Here is a 19,005-nt window from a genome sequence, read left to right as displayed (position 1 = left end):
CCGCCCGCGCCCACGCGCAGGTCAGTCGTTGTCAGATTCTTCGGGGATTCCGGAGCTCAACTCGGCAAGGATATCCTGTTCTGTTTTCCCGCGCGCATGCAGCTCGCGGTCAGCCTCTTGGGGCTCACTCAGATAGTACAGGGTGGCGTCGATGGAGTCCAACGGGATGTTCTCGACCCGCGAAAGCAGCAGCCGATACATATCCAGCTGGGCGAGCTTCTCATCGATATCGCTTGGTTTGCGCGGTTTCCTACCGGTTTTCCAGTCGACGACCGTGAACCGCTTGGTATCGTCCTGCGGATCGAGGCCACCATAGAAGACCGCGTCAAGCTTGCCATGGACGATGATGTCATCCAGTTGCGGCAGTGAGATGACGATTTGGCGCTCAGCGGCTTGGGGACGACGTTTCGCCCACCGGGATGTGACCAATCGGCGTTCCCAAGTGACGAGCTTCCGTTCGAGCGCGGTGCCTCTCGCACTGGTACCTGCAGTTGCACTGGCGCCTGCTTTCGCGCTTGTGCCGGCAGGGGAAGAGCCGGCAGTGGAAGCACCACTTCGAACAGCGTCCGCAGAGCCTTGAGCGACGCCTACAGAACCTTCAGGGTTTTCAGCCTTTGCAGCAGACAGCAGCTCGGCGCGAGCATTGAGATCGCTGATCATCGCCGCACGCGTGGTCGCGGCGGATACCGGAACGGCGGCGTCGTTCATCTGTCCGTCGATGCCGGAAGCATCGGTGTCTTCGATGATTCCGCTGTCGTCGTAGGCGTTCATGAACTGTTCGGCCCAAGCATGGAATAGGGTTCCTGCTTCGGCGCTCGGCGATGCGATACGTGGAATCGGCCGGATCATACCGCGCCAATACTGTTGTAACTTGCGGTTGTCGGTCTGGCCGGCCTGCGTCTGTAGGGAAGTGACCGAACGACGGCTGTTCGCCATCAGACGCATGGCGGTCTGCTTCACTTGGTCGTCAAGATCGTCGGGGGCGGTGGAGAGTTGGTATTCCTGCGGTTGCAAATCCATATCGTTCAGCAGGGCGCGCGTCCTGCGTGATAGCACGTCGGTTTCGTTGATATCCCATGGCTCGGTTTGCCCGTTCGCTTGGGAGGCGTCACTCGGCTTGGATTCCGGCGATTCCGTGGATTGCGGGGATTGCGACAAACCTGCAGATACCCGCGATTCCCCGGATTCTCCGGACACCGCGGATTTCGCAGATTTCTCAGACTTTACCGATTTGCCAGATTCCACAGACTTCGCGGATTCCGCCGATGCCATCCAGTCGAGCGTCTCTTGTGCGGATTCGTCGAGTTTTCTGCGAATTTCCTCGCTCAAGTTCGCCGGCCATGCCAAGCTGGTTTTTTCGTGGATCAGCTCCACAGGAGTCGTCCATGCCTGCCCCACGACCGCGTCCTCGAAGTCCCGCGCGCCATCACCAACGAAGAAACCATCCGGCAGCGGTTGGCCAACGGATGCAAGCGTATGCGGATGCCCGTCCTTCGGGTCTGCGTCCTGGTCGGCTTCGAGTTCGCGCCGATCCGCCCATGAGGGCAACGCCGCCGGTTGCAGTCCTTCCGTCTTCGCGTAATGCCTCATGGAATCGTACATTTCCTGCCAGAAGACGGACCTTGTGTTGCTCTTGCTGTCTTCGGACCACATGTCGATGCTGCTCGACTGGGTTGCGGTGACGAAAACCTCGTGCTTGGCGCGGGTGACGGCGACGTATGCCAATCGCCGTTCGTCTTCATGCAGGCGCCGACCGTATTCTTCGCGCTGGGTGAGGAACAGCTTGTTTTTATCGATGGAATCCATGCCGTCAATCGGCAGATTGCGGCCTGTTCCGTATTCCTCGTCCGCCAAGGTGAGCGTGTCTTCGAATTCACCGAAAGCTTCGGTTGGGTCAGCGCCTTGGACGGCGTCGTGCGGGAAGCGCGGCAGAATATCCGCATCGGCGCGAACCGGTGCGGGCACCATATCGGCACAGGTCAGCCATGTGTTGGCTTTTTCCGTGTATTCCGGCGGCTCCCACTCCCCTGCTGCGTTCGTTGAGCTGACGGTCTTGGCGTCGTCGGCGGGTTTGACGCTGAGAGAGTCGCCCTGGCTGCTGGGGAAGGTCTTGTCGTTGACGTCGACGACGGCGACGGCATCCCATTGCAAGCCCTTGGCCTGATGGATTGTCATGAGCACGACATCGACTGGCTCCGTATGCGCGGCAGCGGTCGGGTCGTCCACGGTTTTCAGCGAATCAATCCAGCTGATGAAGCCTCGCAGCGTCGCCTGACCGGCTTGCACGATTTCCTGGGTGTAGGTGCCGACCAGTTCGATGATGGATTCGACCGGCGCATGTGCAAGAGTCGGATTGACCGACTGCCGGGAATCGGCGAACGCTTGGGCGAGCACGGTATCGACATCCAGGTCCAAAGCACGGATTGCGGCGCGAACCACATGTTCCAACGGCAAGCCCATGGCCTGCCGCACCTCGCGCAGGATGCCGCCGGCACGCACTACGGCATCCACCGCGGTCTCATCCAGCTTGCAACCGGCAAGATCGGCGGGTTCATGAGTGTCTGCGACCACATCGGACAGGTAGACCATATGCGGCAGTTGCCCTCGATGTTCTCGCACGACTTCGGCCCGCTGCCGGGCCGTTTCCTTGCCTGTGGCGTAACCGGCTTGGACAAGCGCCTGATACCGCTGCTCGGTGTCTCGCTGATCGGCACACCTGGCAAGCGCGGTCAGCTGCCTGGCTTCCATGTGGAATCGAGGGGTTGCCAGCAGACGCATCAGCGATTGCGAGTCGGTGGGATCCGCGGCGACACGCAGCAAGGCGAGAACATCGCGTACGTCCGCACGCTCAAGCAGCGCGGAGTATCCGACGGTCTGTACGCTCAAACCTTTGGCGCGCAATGCCTGCTCGTAGTACGGCATCTGCCGTTTGCTACGGAATAGTACTGCGACATGCGGCCGCTCTTTGGCATCCGCCGCCGGATCGGCATTCGTGTGGCGCGCGATGGCGAATTTGGCGAAGCGCACGACGGCGTCGATTTCCTGCCCGAGTGTCGCATACTCCTGGACGCCGACCGTGCCGCGTTCGGTGTCGTCGGGATTGTTGTTCAGCGGGAGCACATCGACTTCGGACATGCGCGAGCTGCTCCGTCTGCGGTGCGTCCGGCGTAGTCCCAAGGTGAGATTGTTCGCCATCTGCAATACCATGCGCGGGTTCCTGCGGCTGATGGTCATCGGGTATGGCTTGAATCCAGGCTGTTCCAAATCGAACGCACGCTGGAAGATCCGCAGCGCGCCCGGGCTTGCGCCACGCCAAGCATAGATGGACTGGTATGGATCGCCCACCGCAGTTACCGCGGACCTGCCGGCATCGGCGATTGAACCGCCTGCGTCAGGGTGGAACAGTGCGGCAATCAGTTCTGACTGCGTAGTGGACGTGTCCTGGTATTCGTCAAGCAAGACATGGGTGTACTGATGGCGGTATTGCTGCCCGATGGATGGGAAACGCCTGACCAGTTGGTATGCGGCGATGGTGAAATCACTGAATTCAGCCATGCCGGCTTCGCGCTTCGCCTGCTCATAGGCTTCGACCAGATTGAGCAGGACGTTGCGCTGTTTGGTTGCATCGAGCATCTTCGCGCAATGGAACAGCGCGGCATCGGCGCGTTGCTGACGCCATTCTTCTTCCTGTTTCCTCACCTTCTCGGCATACTGTTCATCGGTGTCTTTCTTTGCTCTTTTGCGTCGCTTTTTCTCGTCTTCACCCAGCGGGTCCCGGGACGGAATCGCAGTGTTCCGCTCTTTGATATCGGCATCGACGATGCGTTGCACCTGCTCGATGAACGCGTCATCCCAATGCCGGATGCGGCGTACCGCTTCGGAAATTGAATCGCAGTCACCGCCGATCATGGCTCCGCCGATGGCGTGTGACAGGTTGAGCAGCTTGCCGACGAGCGTACGGAACTTGCCTTGCTGTGTGCCATCCGGTTCGTCGGTGTTGGATTCGCCGTCTTGTCCGTCGTCGCCGTCTTGCCCGGAGGCGGCGAACAGTTCGTCCAGATGCGCTTCGATGACGTTGGAGGCGAGTTGGATGGCGCCCGCATCGCTCAACGGCTGTGTATCCTGGTCGAATCCGACCAGAAGCCCATATTGTCTGACGATTGACTGGAAGAACGCGTCGTAGGTCATAACCGTGGGCTTGAGCAGCATATTCGTGCCGGCCTGGAGGCCGCCTGAGACTTTTTCAGACAGTTCGGCCGCCGCCTTTTTGGTGAAGGTCAGGCCGAGGATGCGCTCCGGCGGAACCCCACATGCGATGAGGTGGTTCACGCGCGCGGTCATCGTCGTGGTTTTGCCGCTTCCCGCGCCGGCTACGACCAGCACGTCATCGTTTTCGGGCGCATAGGCGACTTGCCGCTGCTCGTCGCTCGGCTGGAATGCGTTCCCCTTGGCTTTCATTCCGTTCATACTTTCCTCGTTTCGAACACCGTGTTGATTTCTCCTGCACACGCCGGGCAAATGCCATTCCCGTCGCAATATTCAAGATGCGCTTTCTGCGGATGCGCGACAATTCGTTCGGACCGTAAGGCGGCACCCGCGTAGAACACCCGGGCGATCATCGCCAACGCCCAGGCAATCTGAGTGCCGGCCGAGATCTCGGTAAAGTTTTTCCACAACTCTTCTCGCACTCCCACAGGCGGTTCGCCGTTGCGGGGATAATCGTAGAACTTTTCAGGATTACGGTAGTGGTAACGATTGGAGAACTCATGGTCGTTGAGATGTCCATCGACAAAGAGCGGGGGCTGATACAAGGTTTCCGGAGCATAGCTTTCCGCGGGAGTCGCGTGTGCGCTGACATGGAACAATTCGCTTTGGGCAACCAACGGTTGGCTCGTTTCGCCGAGTCTTGCTCCTTCGGATGGATAGGCCAGCCCCAGCTGGTAGCACACCAGCTGCAGATCGTTGAAAACCCCTTTGACATCGGGTTTTTTGCCAGTTTTGTAGTCGATGAGCCTGATGACTTGATTGCCGTTGACACTCCGGTGTTCCTCGCGGTCGATGCGTCCTGACAGGCGAATCGTCAGATCCTCACTCATGCCTTCTGGCCAGCCGCCGACAAGCGCACCCATTATTGCGCCGATTTCGGCAGCAGTCGCCGGTACGGTAACACGCTTGACTCTGTTGTATGCCTCAGCGATGTCGCTCAAGGTGAACTTGGCGTTGAATTCTTTCTCGCATTCAGCTGACTCAAGTTTGCCAACCTCGATTGGTTCCGTATCCTTGCCGCCACGGCGTATCGCATACTCCGGGTCATTGGACTTCACGAAGTATGAGGCGATATTGCCCAGCATGGTGCCCACTTGGGCGTCTTTGTATAGCAGGGTGTAGCGCTCGGCGGGGTCGCTGACCGTAGCGGGATCGACGCGCAATTCCTGATAGCGCGCCATCATCTGCTCACTGATGGCGGCAATGCGTTGATCCTCTGTTTCTCCCTGCTGGTTGTCAGGCGCGTCAAGATGCCAGTCCTGGCTGGCTTCCTGGGCAATCTGGTGGACGATGGTGCCAATGCTCGCCTGCACTCCGCCGGGGCGCGGTCCAGCGAACTGGTTGTCCATCATCCAGCACACCGGGCACGCCCACAGACCGTCAACGGACGACGGGGACAGTTTCACCTCGTTGGGGTTGTGTTGTTCCCCTTGACCAGCCCGCTCCCCCTGCTGCCGTACCGATATATGGGCATCCGCGGCGGGCTCGGTATGCTCCCCGTTGCTCTCCGGCACTGTCGGCACCGCAGTGAGGAAGGACCAATTGCGCGGATCCGCCGACAGCACTCCGTGGTCCTTGAGCATGGTCAGGGTCTTGTACGCGTCCTCACGGGCATGCCGTTCGGTCTCAGTATCGCCGGTGTTGCGGGCGAGCGTGATACGAGCCGCCGCCACCAGACCACGCACGTCGGTGCACATGGCATTGAGTTGCGAATCAAGAACCGTCTCATCCGTTCCGCTCTGTGCAACGGCGGTTTCACCTCCGGCGGCCATGTCTGCACCTTGGCCGTCTGCAACATCACCGCCAGCGGTCTCGCCTGCAGCAGACCCGCCGACATCTGAACCGTCGAAGCGTTCAGGAAGATACCGCAACAGGAAGTCTGATGGGATGAGATCGTCCGAGCGTACCGCGGTGAGCGTCACGTGCTCGCTGGCACGCGTCAAAGCCACCAGCAGGCCTTTCTGTTCGTTGTGGAGCACCGCGGTGAGCCGTTCGTCCCGATGCGCCCCGTGGTCCAATGATGGCAGTGTGCCATGCAATACGAGGTCGTCTAGGTCTTCGCCGCCGAACATCGTGTTGCGTGGCATGAGATTCGGCCATACATCCTGCTGCATGGCGACAATCCATACAAGCGGCCAGTGTCTGCCGCCCGAACCCGCTGGTGTCGTCAACGTGACCGCTTGGTCGATTGGCGCGACTTTGGCCAACGAATCCGCTTCGATACGCATCGAGCGCACCTTGCGGAAGAAGGTGGTGATATCGCCTCCTGCGCCCGCGCCGGAAGCGTAGTCGAACAGACGCATCGCCACGTCGAGCCGGTCGTTGGCGGCACGCCCCTCCTGCGAATTGACCAGCGCCGCCGTCTGCCAGGCGGTGGCGACATGGCAACGTTCCCAAGCCAGACTCAACACATACACCGGCTTGGTGTCGTCAAGCCTGGTGATGCCGGAGGCAATCTCGCCCACAATCCGCCACAGGTTGCCGAACGCGCGAATGTCCGCGTCATGACGGGATATGGAACTCAAAACGTCCAACACTTGCACAGACGCGTCTTCGTTCTCCTTCCCCTCATGCGTTCCAGCATCGTGTGCTGCCTGCGGGCAAGTGAGCAGCAAGTACATCGCGTCCAGCGTCAACGCCGGCGGCTCGGTCGTCTCGTTTGACGTTGCTTCTGGAGATGCCTGGCCGTCTTGTTCACTGGCCTGGGTCAACGCGTCTCGTAGCGCACCCCAATGCTGTTCCAAGAACCGCAACGGGGCTTCATTCCGAGGTTGTGTAGCAGAATCTGCACCTGCCCCACCGGCATTCCCGACACCCTCAACGTGAACGGTCCCCATAGCATTACCGGTATCAGACGTTTGGTCTGTCTTTTCGGCGGTCTGCTGCCGTATGACTGTGGACAGCGAGACCAGAGACTGCATGGCCAACTCCACGGGTTCGATGCGCGCTGGGGACTTACCGCTCTTCCGCCGAGCGGTAATCAACGGCGAGCCCATGACCATGCGCACACGGGAACGGATGAACGCAGCCAGCCTCGAAATATTGTCCCGCCCAGCGGCCCCCGTGTCGGGAGTCCCGACGAATCGCGCATCATTGACGGCGGATGCACCGCGCAAACGCACTTGGGCGAGTTCAATCAACGCGAAGAGCCCTTGGACGAACGGCTCGTCCTTCAACGGCGTGGTCACCGACGAGTACCGCACCGGCACACCGTCACGACGCAGCCTCTCACCGAACGCCCGCACAGTCGCGTTGTCATGCGCGATAACCGCCATATCATTCCACACACGCCCATGATCGAGATGCTCTGCCTTGATGGCGGCGACCACAGCTTCGAGCTCTTCATTCGCCGAAGCATACAGCCGGGTGCCCACGCTGCCATCCTGGGTATGGTCAGTGATGCTCCCGTCCGACGTTTCAGTGTTGATGGATGCGATTGGATAGCTTCCGGGCATGACCGCGTTCTTCCACGGACGTTCCGGAATCGGCATATCGAGTTGTTCTTCAGAGGCGATGTCGAGGCTCACCCGCGAGACGACCAGATTACGGTACCCACCCTGCTCAGGCTTGTCCAGCGCGCCTACCGCGGCATGGAATACGCCCTCCGCCGCCAACAGACGCCCCAACTCATATTCCGGATGCGACCCGCGGAACGCCTGCACCGATTCGTCCGGATCGTCCACAATGAGCAACCGCGCACCGGCACCGGTCGCTTGTTCGAGAAAAGCGAGACCTGCGAGCGTCAAATCCTGTGCGTCGTCGACCACAATGAGTTCGGGAAGATCCTCCCCGCTCAACGAGGGCACCGCAAGCGCCCCTTCAACAAGCAGCATGGACGGGTCAAGCCGGTATTGCCCCGGATAATTGTGCTCAATCGCCGCCGCATATTCCTGCCGCAATGCGAAGGCAAGACGCCACTGGACATCAAGCCGTTTCGCCTGCGGCCCCATACCCGCGCCGGAAGTCCCCGTTGCCCCGGCAATCGTGTGCAAGCGCCCAATCAGCGGCTGCTCGTCTGACTCACGCAGTCCTAGCTCATTGATGCGGGAGATAATATCGCGCAACTGGATGATGAACGCGTCACTAATACCTTTGGTGAACATCGCCAGCGATGTGGATTCCGATGCCGCACCACGCCCGGAAACCCCGCTCAGATTTGCGCCTGCGCGCGCACCTTGCTGCGATACTGGATCGCAGACCATATCTGCCCAGGAATCCTGGGCGAAATACTCGCGCAACAGCGCGCATGTGGGGCATTCGTCTCCACTACGGGCATGCTGAATATGCTCGGCAACCACCAAACGCAGCAGCGCATCTTGTTCAGCACCGTTGAGCAGACGCGGCAACGCCTTGCCCTCGGCCGACCGCACTGCCGTAATCGCCCTGAACGCGAGCGCCGACATGGTTGTCACCGGACGGGCCTGAGAAACCGCCCCGAGCGCACGAATGGCCTCGTTACCCAACGCATCCGCAGCAACGCGACCGGATACGGTCATCACCGCGCGCGTGTCCCCAAACGCGCGGATGCCCTCAAGCAGCGCGCGATAGGCGAACTGCGTCTTGCCGCTGCAAGGCGCCCCCAAAACCACCAGCGTCCGGGTAGGGTCCCCGGAGCCGTTCGTCAGCGTGCCGGCGAGCAACGCCCGCACCAAATCATCGCAGGGCTGCCCGCTTTCGCTGCGCCCGCCGAACGTCGTGTTGCTTCGCATAGATGTACCTCCTATGAAATCCATCATATGTGTGCGACACGCCGATGATTCGAAGTGGAACATCTGCTGCAACCGGCGTCCGGCATGACGTTAAATCCGGCGCAAGCGACGTCCAGCGCGGCGAATCATGATATTGCTTGACGAAATGCCGGCAAACGGCAACCGGCCAACGTGCCGCCGGCCTGTTGCCGGTCTGCGTCTCGCAGACGATTCGCTGCAAGCGGTATGACGTGCGTGCTCCATGCTCTCACCCCCTAGGATTGCCCGGCAATCGATTGATTGCGATCAAATGGTTACGCAATCATTCCGTTGGGACTGGGGATACATATCAGCAACGCGCCGACTTCTTCTGCCGGTACAGCTTCAATGCTTTATTATTCCCCCAATGACCACCACTATTTACAGAACGCACTTGCGACCACGTCAAACGATTTACTATATTTTCGCCCCTAGTGTGGCGAAAGTTACATCATGGTGACATACGTCAGACGCTCAATCATTACCCAAGCAATCGCAAGTATTCCCGAATGGTCCCGTGCATTCCTCAGCATTCCTTACTGCTGATTGGCTTCCGTGGCTTCCGGTGCAACGATTGCCACCACTTGCTCCTCCCCCGATACCCCCTAATCTTCCGCGTTCTCGACGTGTCGCCTCGCTCACTATCGGCGAACGCGGTATACGGAACCTGGTGTCGCGGACATTTCTGACTGCTGCGTTCACCATCATTGCCGCAACTGTCCAGAACCATTGATGATGTCGTTCGTCCCACTGCGAACAACCCTGCTGCGCGACATGTCAGTCGCACGACAGCCAGATAGCCAGCCAACCAACCCCCAACTCCGACGGCACTCGCCCGCCATGCGACGCGTCAGTCGTACACCCCGACATACACGAGTCGGGCCGGGCGACTGCGTTTCCACAGTCACCCGGCCCGACTCGAAAATACTGAGCGCTCTCAGCGCGCCCGGCGGATTACAGGTCTATCAGGCCTGCTGCCCGTCATCGTCAGTGCCATCGGCACCGTCAGCGTCGGCGCCATCAGCACCAGCTTCGTCAGTACCGTCACCAGACGCATCATCACCGGCGTTGTCGATATCCTCCTGACCGCCCTGGTCGTCCAGGAAGTCGTCAGGATTGAAATCGTCGGCATTGAAGTCGTCAGGGTTGAAATCGCCGCCGAGCTTCATGTCGCCGAAATCAATGTTCGACAGGTCGATGTCGCCGTTCTCGTCGCCGAAGTCGAGCGGAGCGTCGGTGTCGCCACCCAGCCCGAAGTTCGGGTAGATGGTGTCGCGGATCGCCTTGTCCGGCTCAACCGTCGCGTTGCGGTAACGCGCCAGACCAGTGCCGGCCGGAATCAACTTGCCGATGATCACGTTCTCCTTGAGGCCCTTGAGATCGTCTTCCTTCTCGTTCAGGGCGGCTTCGGTGAGCACGCGCGTGGTCTCCTGGAAGGATGCCGCGGACAGCCAAGAATCGGTGGCGAGCGAAGCCTTGGTAATACCCATGAGCTCCGGACGGCCGGCGGCCGGCTTGCCACCGTTCTTGATGGTCTGCTTGTTGATCTCCTGGAACTTCTGGCGATCGACGAGCTCGCCCGGCAGCAGCGCAGTGTCGCCCGCGTCGAGCACGGTCACGCGATGCAGCATCTGGTGCACGATGACCTCGATGTGCTTGTCGTGGATATCCACGCCCTGAGAGCGGTACACGTTGTGCACTTCCTCGACGATGTTGACCTGAGCGGCACGCGGGCCGAGGATGCGCAGGATCTTCTTCGGATCGACGGAGCCTTCGCACAGCTGGGTACCGGCGGCGACATGGTCGCCATCCTTGACCATCAGCGGAGCACGGCGCGACACCGGGTAGACGATGGGCTCGATGCCTTCGCCGTCCGGAGACAGCGTGACCTGACGGCCACGATCGGTGTCCTGCACCTTGACCGTACCGGCGTAATCCGTAATCGGCGCCTCGCCCTTAGGTGTACGAGCTTCGAACAACTCGGTGACACGCGGAAGACCCTGCGTGATATCGGATGCCGAAGCGACGCCGCCGGAGTGGAAGGAACGCAGCGTCAGCTGAGTACCAGGCTCGCCGATGGACTGGGCCGCGACGATACCGACGGCCTCGCCGACATCGACCAGCGTGTTGGTGGCCAGCGACCAGCCGTAGCACTTCGCGCACACGCCGCGCTTGGATTCGCAGGTGAGCACGGAACGCGCCTTGACTTCCTCCACGCCGTGAGCGACCATGTCGCGCAGCACATCCATGGACATCGCTTCGTCACGCTTGTAGAGCACTTCGCCGGTCTTCGGATCGAGCACATCCTCAGCGAGCAGACGCGAGTACGGACCACCGTCGGCGGCCTTGACGAGCACGAGATTGCCGTTCTCATCACGCTCGGCGACCTTCATGACAAGGCCGTGCTTGGTGCCGCAATCCTCTTCACGCACGATGACTTCCTGCGCGACGTCGACCAGACGACGGGTCAGGTAACCGGATTCTGCGGTACGCAGTGCGGTATCGGCCAGACCCTTACGCGCGCCGTGCTGCGAGATGAAGTACTCGAGCACGGACAGGCCTTCGCGGTAGTTGGACTTGACAGGACGCGGGATGATCTCGCCCTTCGGGTTAGCCACGAGGCCTCGCATACCTGCGATCTGGCGGATCTGCATCCAGTTGCCTCGTGCACCGGACTGGACCATGATGTTCACGTTGTTGTCATCATGGAAGTTGTCGCGCATGGCTTCGGCGACCTTGTCGGTGCATTCGGTCCACAGGTTGATGAGCTCCTGGCGGCGCTCCTCGTCTGTCAACAGACCGAGGTCGAACTGGGAGTTGACCTTGGCGGCCTGGCCTTCGTAGTCCTTGATGATCGGCTCGCGATCCGGCGGCTCGACGATGTCGGAGAATGCCATGGTCACGCCGGACCACGGTGCGCGGGTGAAGCCGAGATCCTTGAGCGCGTCAAGGGATGCGGCGACCTGCTGCGTGGAGTAGCGCGTCGCGATGTCATCGACGATCTTAGCGAGACGGCCCTTGGGGACCTGCTCGTTGATGAACGGGTAGTCCACCGGCAGGGTGCCGTTGAACAGGACACGTCCGTAGGAGGTGGCGAACAGGTAGGTGCCGTCGGAGAAGCGCTCCTCCTTGACGACATCCGGGCTGCCCGGCTCCGGGTCGGTGACCTTGAGCTCGCCCGGCTCCCAACCGGTCGGCAGCACGAAGTCCTTCGGCATGCGAATCAGCACCTTGGCCTGCATGTCGATATCGTGCTTGTCCAGAGCCATGATGACTTCGTCCAGCGAGCCGAACACGCGGCCCTGCCCCTTGGCTCCCTCGACCACTGTGGTCAGGTAGTACAGACCGAGGATCATATCCTGGCTCGGCATGGTGACGGTGTGACCGTCTGCCGGCTTCAGGATGTTGTCGGACGCCATCATGAGCGTACGGGCTTCAGCCTGCGCCTCGGCGCTGAGCGGAAGGTGGATTGCCATCTGGTCGCCATCGAAGTCCGCGTTGAATGCGGCGCATGCGAGCGGCGGCAGGTGGATGGCCTTGCCTTCGACCAGGATCGGCTCGAAGGCCTGAATGCCCAGACGGTGCAGCGTAGGTGCACGGTTGAGGAGCACCGGATGCTCGGAGATGACTTCCTCGAGCACACCCCACACAGCCGGGTCGCCGCGATCGACCAGATGCTTCGCGCTCTTCATGTTCTGCGCATAGTTGAGGTCCACAAGACGCTTGATGACGAACGGCTTGAACAGCTCAAGCGCCATCGGCTTCGGCAAACCGCACTGGTGCATGCGCAGGCTCGGGCCGACGACGATCACGGAACGGCCAGAATAATCCACGCGCTTACCGAGCAGGTTCTGACGGAAGCGGCCCTGCTTGCCCTTGAGCATGTCAGCCAGGGACTTGAGCGGGCGGTTCGAAGCGCCGGTGACCGGACGGCCGCGACGGCCGTTGTCGAACAGGGAGTCGACGGCTTCCTGAAGCATGCGCTTCTCGTTGTTGAGCATGATTTCAGGGGCGCCGAGCTCGATGAGGCGCTTGAGGCGGTTGTTACGGTTGATTACACGACGGTACAGGTCGTTGAGATCTGAGGTCGCGAAGCGGCCACCGTCCAGCTGGACCATCGGGCGCAGATCCGGCGGGATGACCGGAATCACGTCAAGCACCATGGCCTCCGGCTTGTTGTCGGTGGTCAGGAACGCGTTGACGACCTTGAGACGCTTGAGCGCACGGGCCTTGCGCTGGCCTGTGCCCTTGTCAATCTCCTCGCGCAGTTCTTCCGCCGCAGCCTTCAGATCGAAGTCCTGCAGGCGCTTCTTGATGGCTTCGGCGCCCATGCAGCCATCGAAGTAATCGCCATAGCGATCCTTCATTTCACGCCACAGATCGACGTCGCCTTCCATATCGCCGGGCTTGAGGGTCTTGAAACGGTCGAACACGGCGGTCAGACGCTGGATCTGATCGTCGTAACGCTGGCGGATAGCCGCCATATCGCGTTCGGCGCCGCTACGCAGCTTGGCGCGTGCGCTGCCCTTGGCCTCGCCAGCCTCTTCGAGGGCGTGCAAATCCTCTTCGACCTTCTTGGCGCGCGCCTCGATGTCGCTGTTGCGGCGACGCTCAAGGTTCGCGATCTCGTTGTCGAATTCTTCCTGGAGATCAGGCAGATCCTGATGACGCTGCTCCTCGTTCACCTCGGTGACCATGTAAGCCGCGAAGTAGATGACCTTCTCGAGGTCCTTCGGAGCGATGTCCAGCAGGTATCCCAGACGGCTCGGAACGCCCTTGAAATACCAGATGTGGGTGACCGGGGCGGCCAGCTCGATGTGGCCCATGCGTTCGCGGCGCACACGGGAACGGGTGACTTCCACACCGCAGCGTTCGCACACGATGCCCTTGAAGCGCACGCGCTTGTACTTGCCGCACGCGCACTCCCAGTCACGGGTCGGGCCGAAGATCTGCTCGCCGAACAGACCATCCTTCTCAGGCTTGAGGGTACGGTAATTGATGGTTTCAGGCTTCTTGACCTCGCCATAGCTCCAGCCGCGGATGTCGTCGGCGGTGGCCATGCCAATGCGAAGCTTGTCAAATGCGTTGACGTCCAGCACTCTTGATTCCTGTCTTTGAAATTGTTTCCATCACGTTTGCGGGGAGCTGTCCGCGCCCGGCCCGCTTCAGGCGGGGCACGGACAGCTATGTCGTCACTTGTATTCGGGCTCTTCCGCGGCCTGATCCTCCTTGGCGGAGGCGTCCGGGCGGGCACCGATGTTGAAGCCGAGATCGTTGGAGTTGGAAGCCGGGTCGTCGTCTTCCTCGCGCATGTCGATCGCCTGGCCGTCGGCGTTGAGCACCTCGACGTTCAGGGCGAGCGACTGCATTTCCTTCAGAAGCACCTTGAAGGACTCCGGGATGCCTGCCGGCGGCAGGTTCTCGCCCTTCACGATGGCTCCGTAGGCGCGCACGCGGCCGTCGACGTCATCGGACTTGGTGGTCATCATCTCGTGCAGCGTGTAGGCGGCGCCGTAAGCCTCAAGGGCCCACACCTCCATCTCGCCGAAGCGCTGGCCACCGAACTGGGCCTTGCCGCCGAGCGGCTGCTGCGTGATCATCGAGTACGGGCCGGTGGAACGCGCGTGGATCTTGTCGTCTACGAGGTGGTGGAGCTTGAGCATGTACATGTAGCCCACGGAGATCGGCTTCGGGAACGGTTCGCCGGTGCGGCCGTCAAACAGTTGCGCCTTGCCGTCCTCGCCCACGAGCTTGTTGCCGTCCTTGTCCGGCAGCGTGCACTTGAGCAAGCCCTTCAAAGTGTCCGGACGGACGCCGTCGAACACCGGGGTCGCGACCGGGGTGCCAGGCGCGCCCTTTTCGGCGCCTTCAGGCACGTACTTCTTCCAAGCGGCCTCAACATCCGGGTCGATGCTGATATCCCAGCCGGCGTGTGCAATCCAGCCCAGGTGAAGCTCGAGCACCTGGCCCAGGTTCATTCGGCTCGGCACGCCTAGCGGATTGAGCATGATGTCGATCGGGGTACCGTCGGCCATGAACGGCATATCCTCTTCCGGAAGAATCCGGGAGATGACGCCCTTGTTGCCGTGGCGGCCAGAGAGCTTGTCGCCCTGCGTAATCTTGCGGTGCTGGGCGATGTACACGCGGATCATCTGGTTGACGCCGTTGGGCAGCTCGTCGCCGTCCTCCTCGGCATCCTCGCGGGTGATTTCCTTGACCGCGATGACAGTACCGGTCTCGCCGTGCGGCACGCGCAGCGAGGTATCACGAACTTCGCGGCTCTTCTCGCCGAAGATGGCGCGCAGCAGGCGCTCCTCCGGGGTCAGCTCGGTCTCGCCCTTCGGGGTGACCTTGCCGACGAGGATATCGCCGGCCTCGACCTCGGCGCCGATGCGGATGATGCCACGCTCGTCAAGGTTCGCGACCGCGTCCTCGCCGACGTTCGGCAGGTCGCGGGTGATTTCCTCAGCACCGAGCTTGGTTTCACGGGCGTCGATCTCGTACTCTTCGATGTGGATCGAGGACAGGGTGTCGTCGCGCACCAGACGCTGGGAGATAATCACAGCGTCCTCGTAGTTGTAGCCGTTCCAAGGCATGAACGCGATGAGCAGGTTCTTGCCCAGTGCCAGATCGCCCTTCTCGGTGGCCGGGCCATCCGCGAGGACAGTGCCCTTCTCCACGCGCTCGCCATGCTTGACAAGCGGGACCTGGTTGTAGCAGGTGGTCTGGTTGGAACGCTGGAACTTGGCGAGCTTGTAGCTGGACTGCGTGCCGTCGTCGTTCATCGTGCGGATGATGTCGGCGGACACGTAGGTGACCACGCCATCCTTCTCAGCGAGGATCACATCGCCGGAATCGACGGCTGCACGCCATTCGGAGCCGGTACCTACGAGCGGGCGCTCGGACTTGACCAGCGGGACGGCCTGACGCTGCATGTTGGTACCCATCAGCGCTCGGTGGCCTTCATCATGCTCGAGGAACGGAATCAGGGAGGCGCCGACGGACACCATCTGACGCGGGGAGACATCCATGTAGTCGACCATCTCGACCGGGACATCTTCCGCTTCGCCCTGGGCGTCACGCACAAGGGCTTCCTTGGAGACGAAGTTGCCGTTCTCGTCAAGCTCCTGATTGGCCTGCGCGATGACGTGCTCGGCCTCACGGTCGGCGGTCATGTAGACGACCTCGTCGGTCACATGGCCGTTGACGACCTTGCGGTACGGGGTCTCGATGAAGCCGAACGGGTTGATGCGGCCGAAGGTCGCCAGCGAGCCGATCAGGCCGATGTTCGGGCCTTCAGGGGATTCGATCGGGCACATACGGCCGAAGTGGGACGGGTGCACGTCTCGCACTTCCATGGATGCGCGGTCACGGGACAGGCCGCCGGGGCCGAGGGCGGACAGACGACGCTTGTTCGTCACGCCGGCCAGCGGGTTGTTCTGGTCCATGAACTGGGACAGCTGGGAAGTGCCGAAGAACTCCTTGATGGTCGCGTTGACCGGGCGAATGTTGATCAGGGACTGCGGGGTGATGGCCTCGGCGTCCTGGGTGGTCATGCGTTCGCGCACGACACGCTCCATACGGCTCAAGCCAGTGCGCAGCTGGTTCTGGATCAGCTCGCCGACCTGACGGATACGACGGTTGCCGAAGTGATCGATATCGTCGACGTCCACACGCAGATCGACCGGCTCACCGTCACGCATGCCCGGGAAGGTCTTGTCGCCGGCATGCAAAGTCACCAGGTACTTGATGGTGGCGATGATGTCCTCGCGGCTCAGGCTGCGATCGTTGTAATCACGCTCAAGGCCCAGCTTGCGGTTGATCTTGTAGCGGCCGACGCGCGCCAGATCGTAGCGCTTGGTGTTGAAGTAGAAGGAATCCAGCAGGTTCTTGCCAGCCTCGGGGGTCGGGGTGTCCGCCGGACGAATCTTGCGGTATAGGTCAACGAGGGCCTCGTCCTGCGTGTTGATCGAGGTTTCCTTCGCCAGCGCGTCAAGCACGAGCGGGTAATCCTTGAAGGATTCGGCGATCTCCTGCTTGGTCATGCCGATGGCCATGAGGAACACGATCGCGGACTGCTTGCGCTTGCGGTCCACGCGCACGCCGAGGACGTCGCGCTTGTCGATCTCGAACTCGAGCCATGCGCCGCGGCTCGGGATGATCTTCGCGCCGAAGACCTCCTTGTCGGAGGTGCGGTCCTGCTGGCGGTCGAAATACACGCCCGGGGAGCGCACGAGCTGCGAGACGATGACGCGCTCGGTGCCGCCGATGATGAAGGTGCCGTGCGGGGTCTGCAGCGGGAAATCGCCCATGAAGACGGTCTGGCTCTTGATCTCGCCGGTGTCGCCGTTTTCGAACTCAGCGTTCACATACAGCGGCGCGGAATAGGTGTAATCCTTCTCCTTGCACTCCTGGACCGTGTGACGCGGCTCCTCGAAGTACGGGTCGGAGAAGGTCAGGCTCATGGTCTGGGTGAAGTTCTCAATCGGTGAGATCTCCTGGAAGACCTCGTCAAGACCGGAAACGTGCGGCACGGTGTTGGTGCCGTTCTTTTCGTCTTCCTCGACGCGCTTCTTCCAGCGCTCGTTGCCGATCAGCCAATCGAAGCTGTCGGTCTGCACGCCCAGCAGGTAGGGCACATCGATGGGCTCACGGATGGAGCCGAAATTCACGCGATCCGACGCCTTGTGCAGTTTGATGTCATGCTCGTCGGCACGTGCGATGACTTTGGTGGTGTTCGTCGTAGCTTGTTCAGCAGCCAATGGACGTTCCTTATCGCTCGCTTTGTCGTTTGTTCCCCGGAAACGCGGGCGGACGGCCACTATATGCTGTTCGCGGGCGCTTCTTCACTGTCAGCATGCCCGCAATATGACACACTTTACGCAAAGTCAATAGTTTAGCCGATGATTGCGCGCGCCGCAAATGCGACACGCTTGTGGGGTGGGCAGGGATGGTGGGGGTGAGAGCAATGGGCGGCTGCGGGAGTGAGGGGATGGCGACGGGAGTAGCGGGAGCGGTCTATCCGTCACGCTGACCGCCAGAATGCGAGCCAATCCTCGCACAACCACGGGCCACCAAGCCAAACCACCACCCCGCCCCCACTCACACCGCCATTGTGCGAGTCCATCCTCACACAACGACACCCGGGGACCACCAAACCGGCCAGCCCCAGCCACCCAAACCGCCATCGTGCGAGCCAATCCTCACACAATGACCCCCAATCCAGCCAAACCACCAAGCCGGAAACGACAATACCGCCGGCGTGCGAGCCAATCTTCACACAACCACGGATCAACAAGCTAACCCACTGCCCCGCACCCACTCACACCGCCATCGTGCGAGTCCATCCTCACACAATGACCCCCAATCCAGCCAAACCACCGAGCCGCCCCCGGTCACACCGTCATCGTGTGAGCGGATCCTCACACGATGACACCCAACTCGAGAACGCCGACGACTCGAAGCCGTCCCGACCCCCATTATGTGAGTGAATCCTCACATGATGACACCCGAGACCAACGAACCGGCAGACCCGACCCGGTCACCCCGCCACCGTGCGAGTCAATCCCCATATGCGGCTTGTATGGACAACCTGTCATGGCGCAAAATCACCGTTCGCACATACCCGCACATGCGATACCCGACAGATCGCAGCTCAGCCAACCGAACCAACCCCGCAAATCACCGGGCGCGCATGCCACGACATGCGCAACACGACAGACCAACCTCAGACAAGTCCGATCACACCGCCAAATCACCGGTCACGCATGCCGCGACATACACAACCCGGCATATCGTGTATCAACTGTTCCCCACAACTCCCCCACTGCACCCGACCGACCAATCGCACTGCGCATACGTCACACCTCGTATGCCGACGCATACATCATCGCTCTGAGGTGTTGTCCCAGAAGCTGGTGCATGAAGTCCCATTCCCTGCGGGGTGCTGAAAGGGTTCACCGCCTAGTATCGCCATAGATAGACGTTCGAAATTGGTGACGGGAAGGACCGT

The 19,005-nt window shown here is 61.1% G+C and carries 4 protein-coding genes; all 4 read right to left on the bottom strand.

The features are described from left to right. Positions 1 to 21: 21 nt before the first annotated feature. The 4 genes from CQR48_RS02400 to rpoB all read right to left on the bottom strand — a co-directional run bounded on the left by CQR48_RS02400 (position 22) and on the right by rpoB (position 17,755). Entirely contained in the window at positions 22 to 4,467 is a 4,446-nt protein-coding gene (locus CQR48_RS02400; RefSeq protein WP_101451880.1) for an ATP-dependent DNA helicase, read from the bottom strand. Continuing rightward, the gene (locus tag CQR48_RS02395) at positions 4,464 to 8,975 is read right to left on the bottom strand and encodes a PD-(D/E)XK nuclease family protein (RefSeq protein WP_101451879.1); all 4,512 of its coding nucleotides are present in this window, start codon (positions 8,973 to 8,975) and stop codon (positions 4,464 to 4,466) included. The genes CQR48_RS02400 and CQR48_RS02395 overlap by 4 nt, the downstream gene beginning before the upstream one ends. A gap of 983 nt (positions 8,976 to 9,958) precedes the next feature. Beyond that, positions 9,959 to 14,092: a DNA-directed RNA polymerase subunit beta' gene (locus CQR48_RS02390; protein WP_101451878.1), complete on the bottom strand. Its 4,134-nt coding sequence runs from the start codon at positions 14,090 to 14,092 to the stop codon at positions 9,959 to 9,961. Positions 14,093 to 14,185: 93 nt separating this feature from the next. Next, positions 14,186 to 17,755, bottom strand: coding sequence for a DNA-directed RNA polymerase subunit beta (gene rpoB, locus CQR48_RS02385; RefSeq protein ID WP_015449988.1), 3,570 nt, complete (start codon positions 17,753 to 17,755; stop codon positions 14,186 to 14,188). Positions 17,756 to 19,005 lie beyond the last annotated feature (1,250 nt).

The organism is Bifidobacterium thermophilum (genome assembly GCF_002846655.1).
GTDB classification, from domain to species: Bacteria; Actinomycetota; Actinomycetes; order Actinomycetales; family Bifidobacteriaceae; genus Bifidobacterium; species Bifidobacterium thermophilum.
This window is presented reverse-complemented; position numbering and strand designations above follow the sequence as displayed.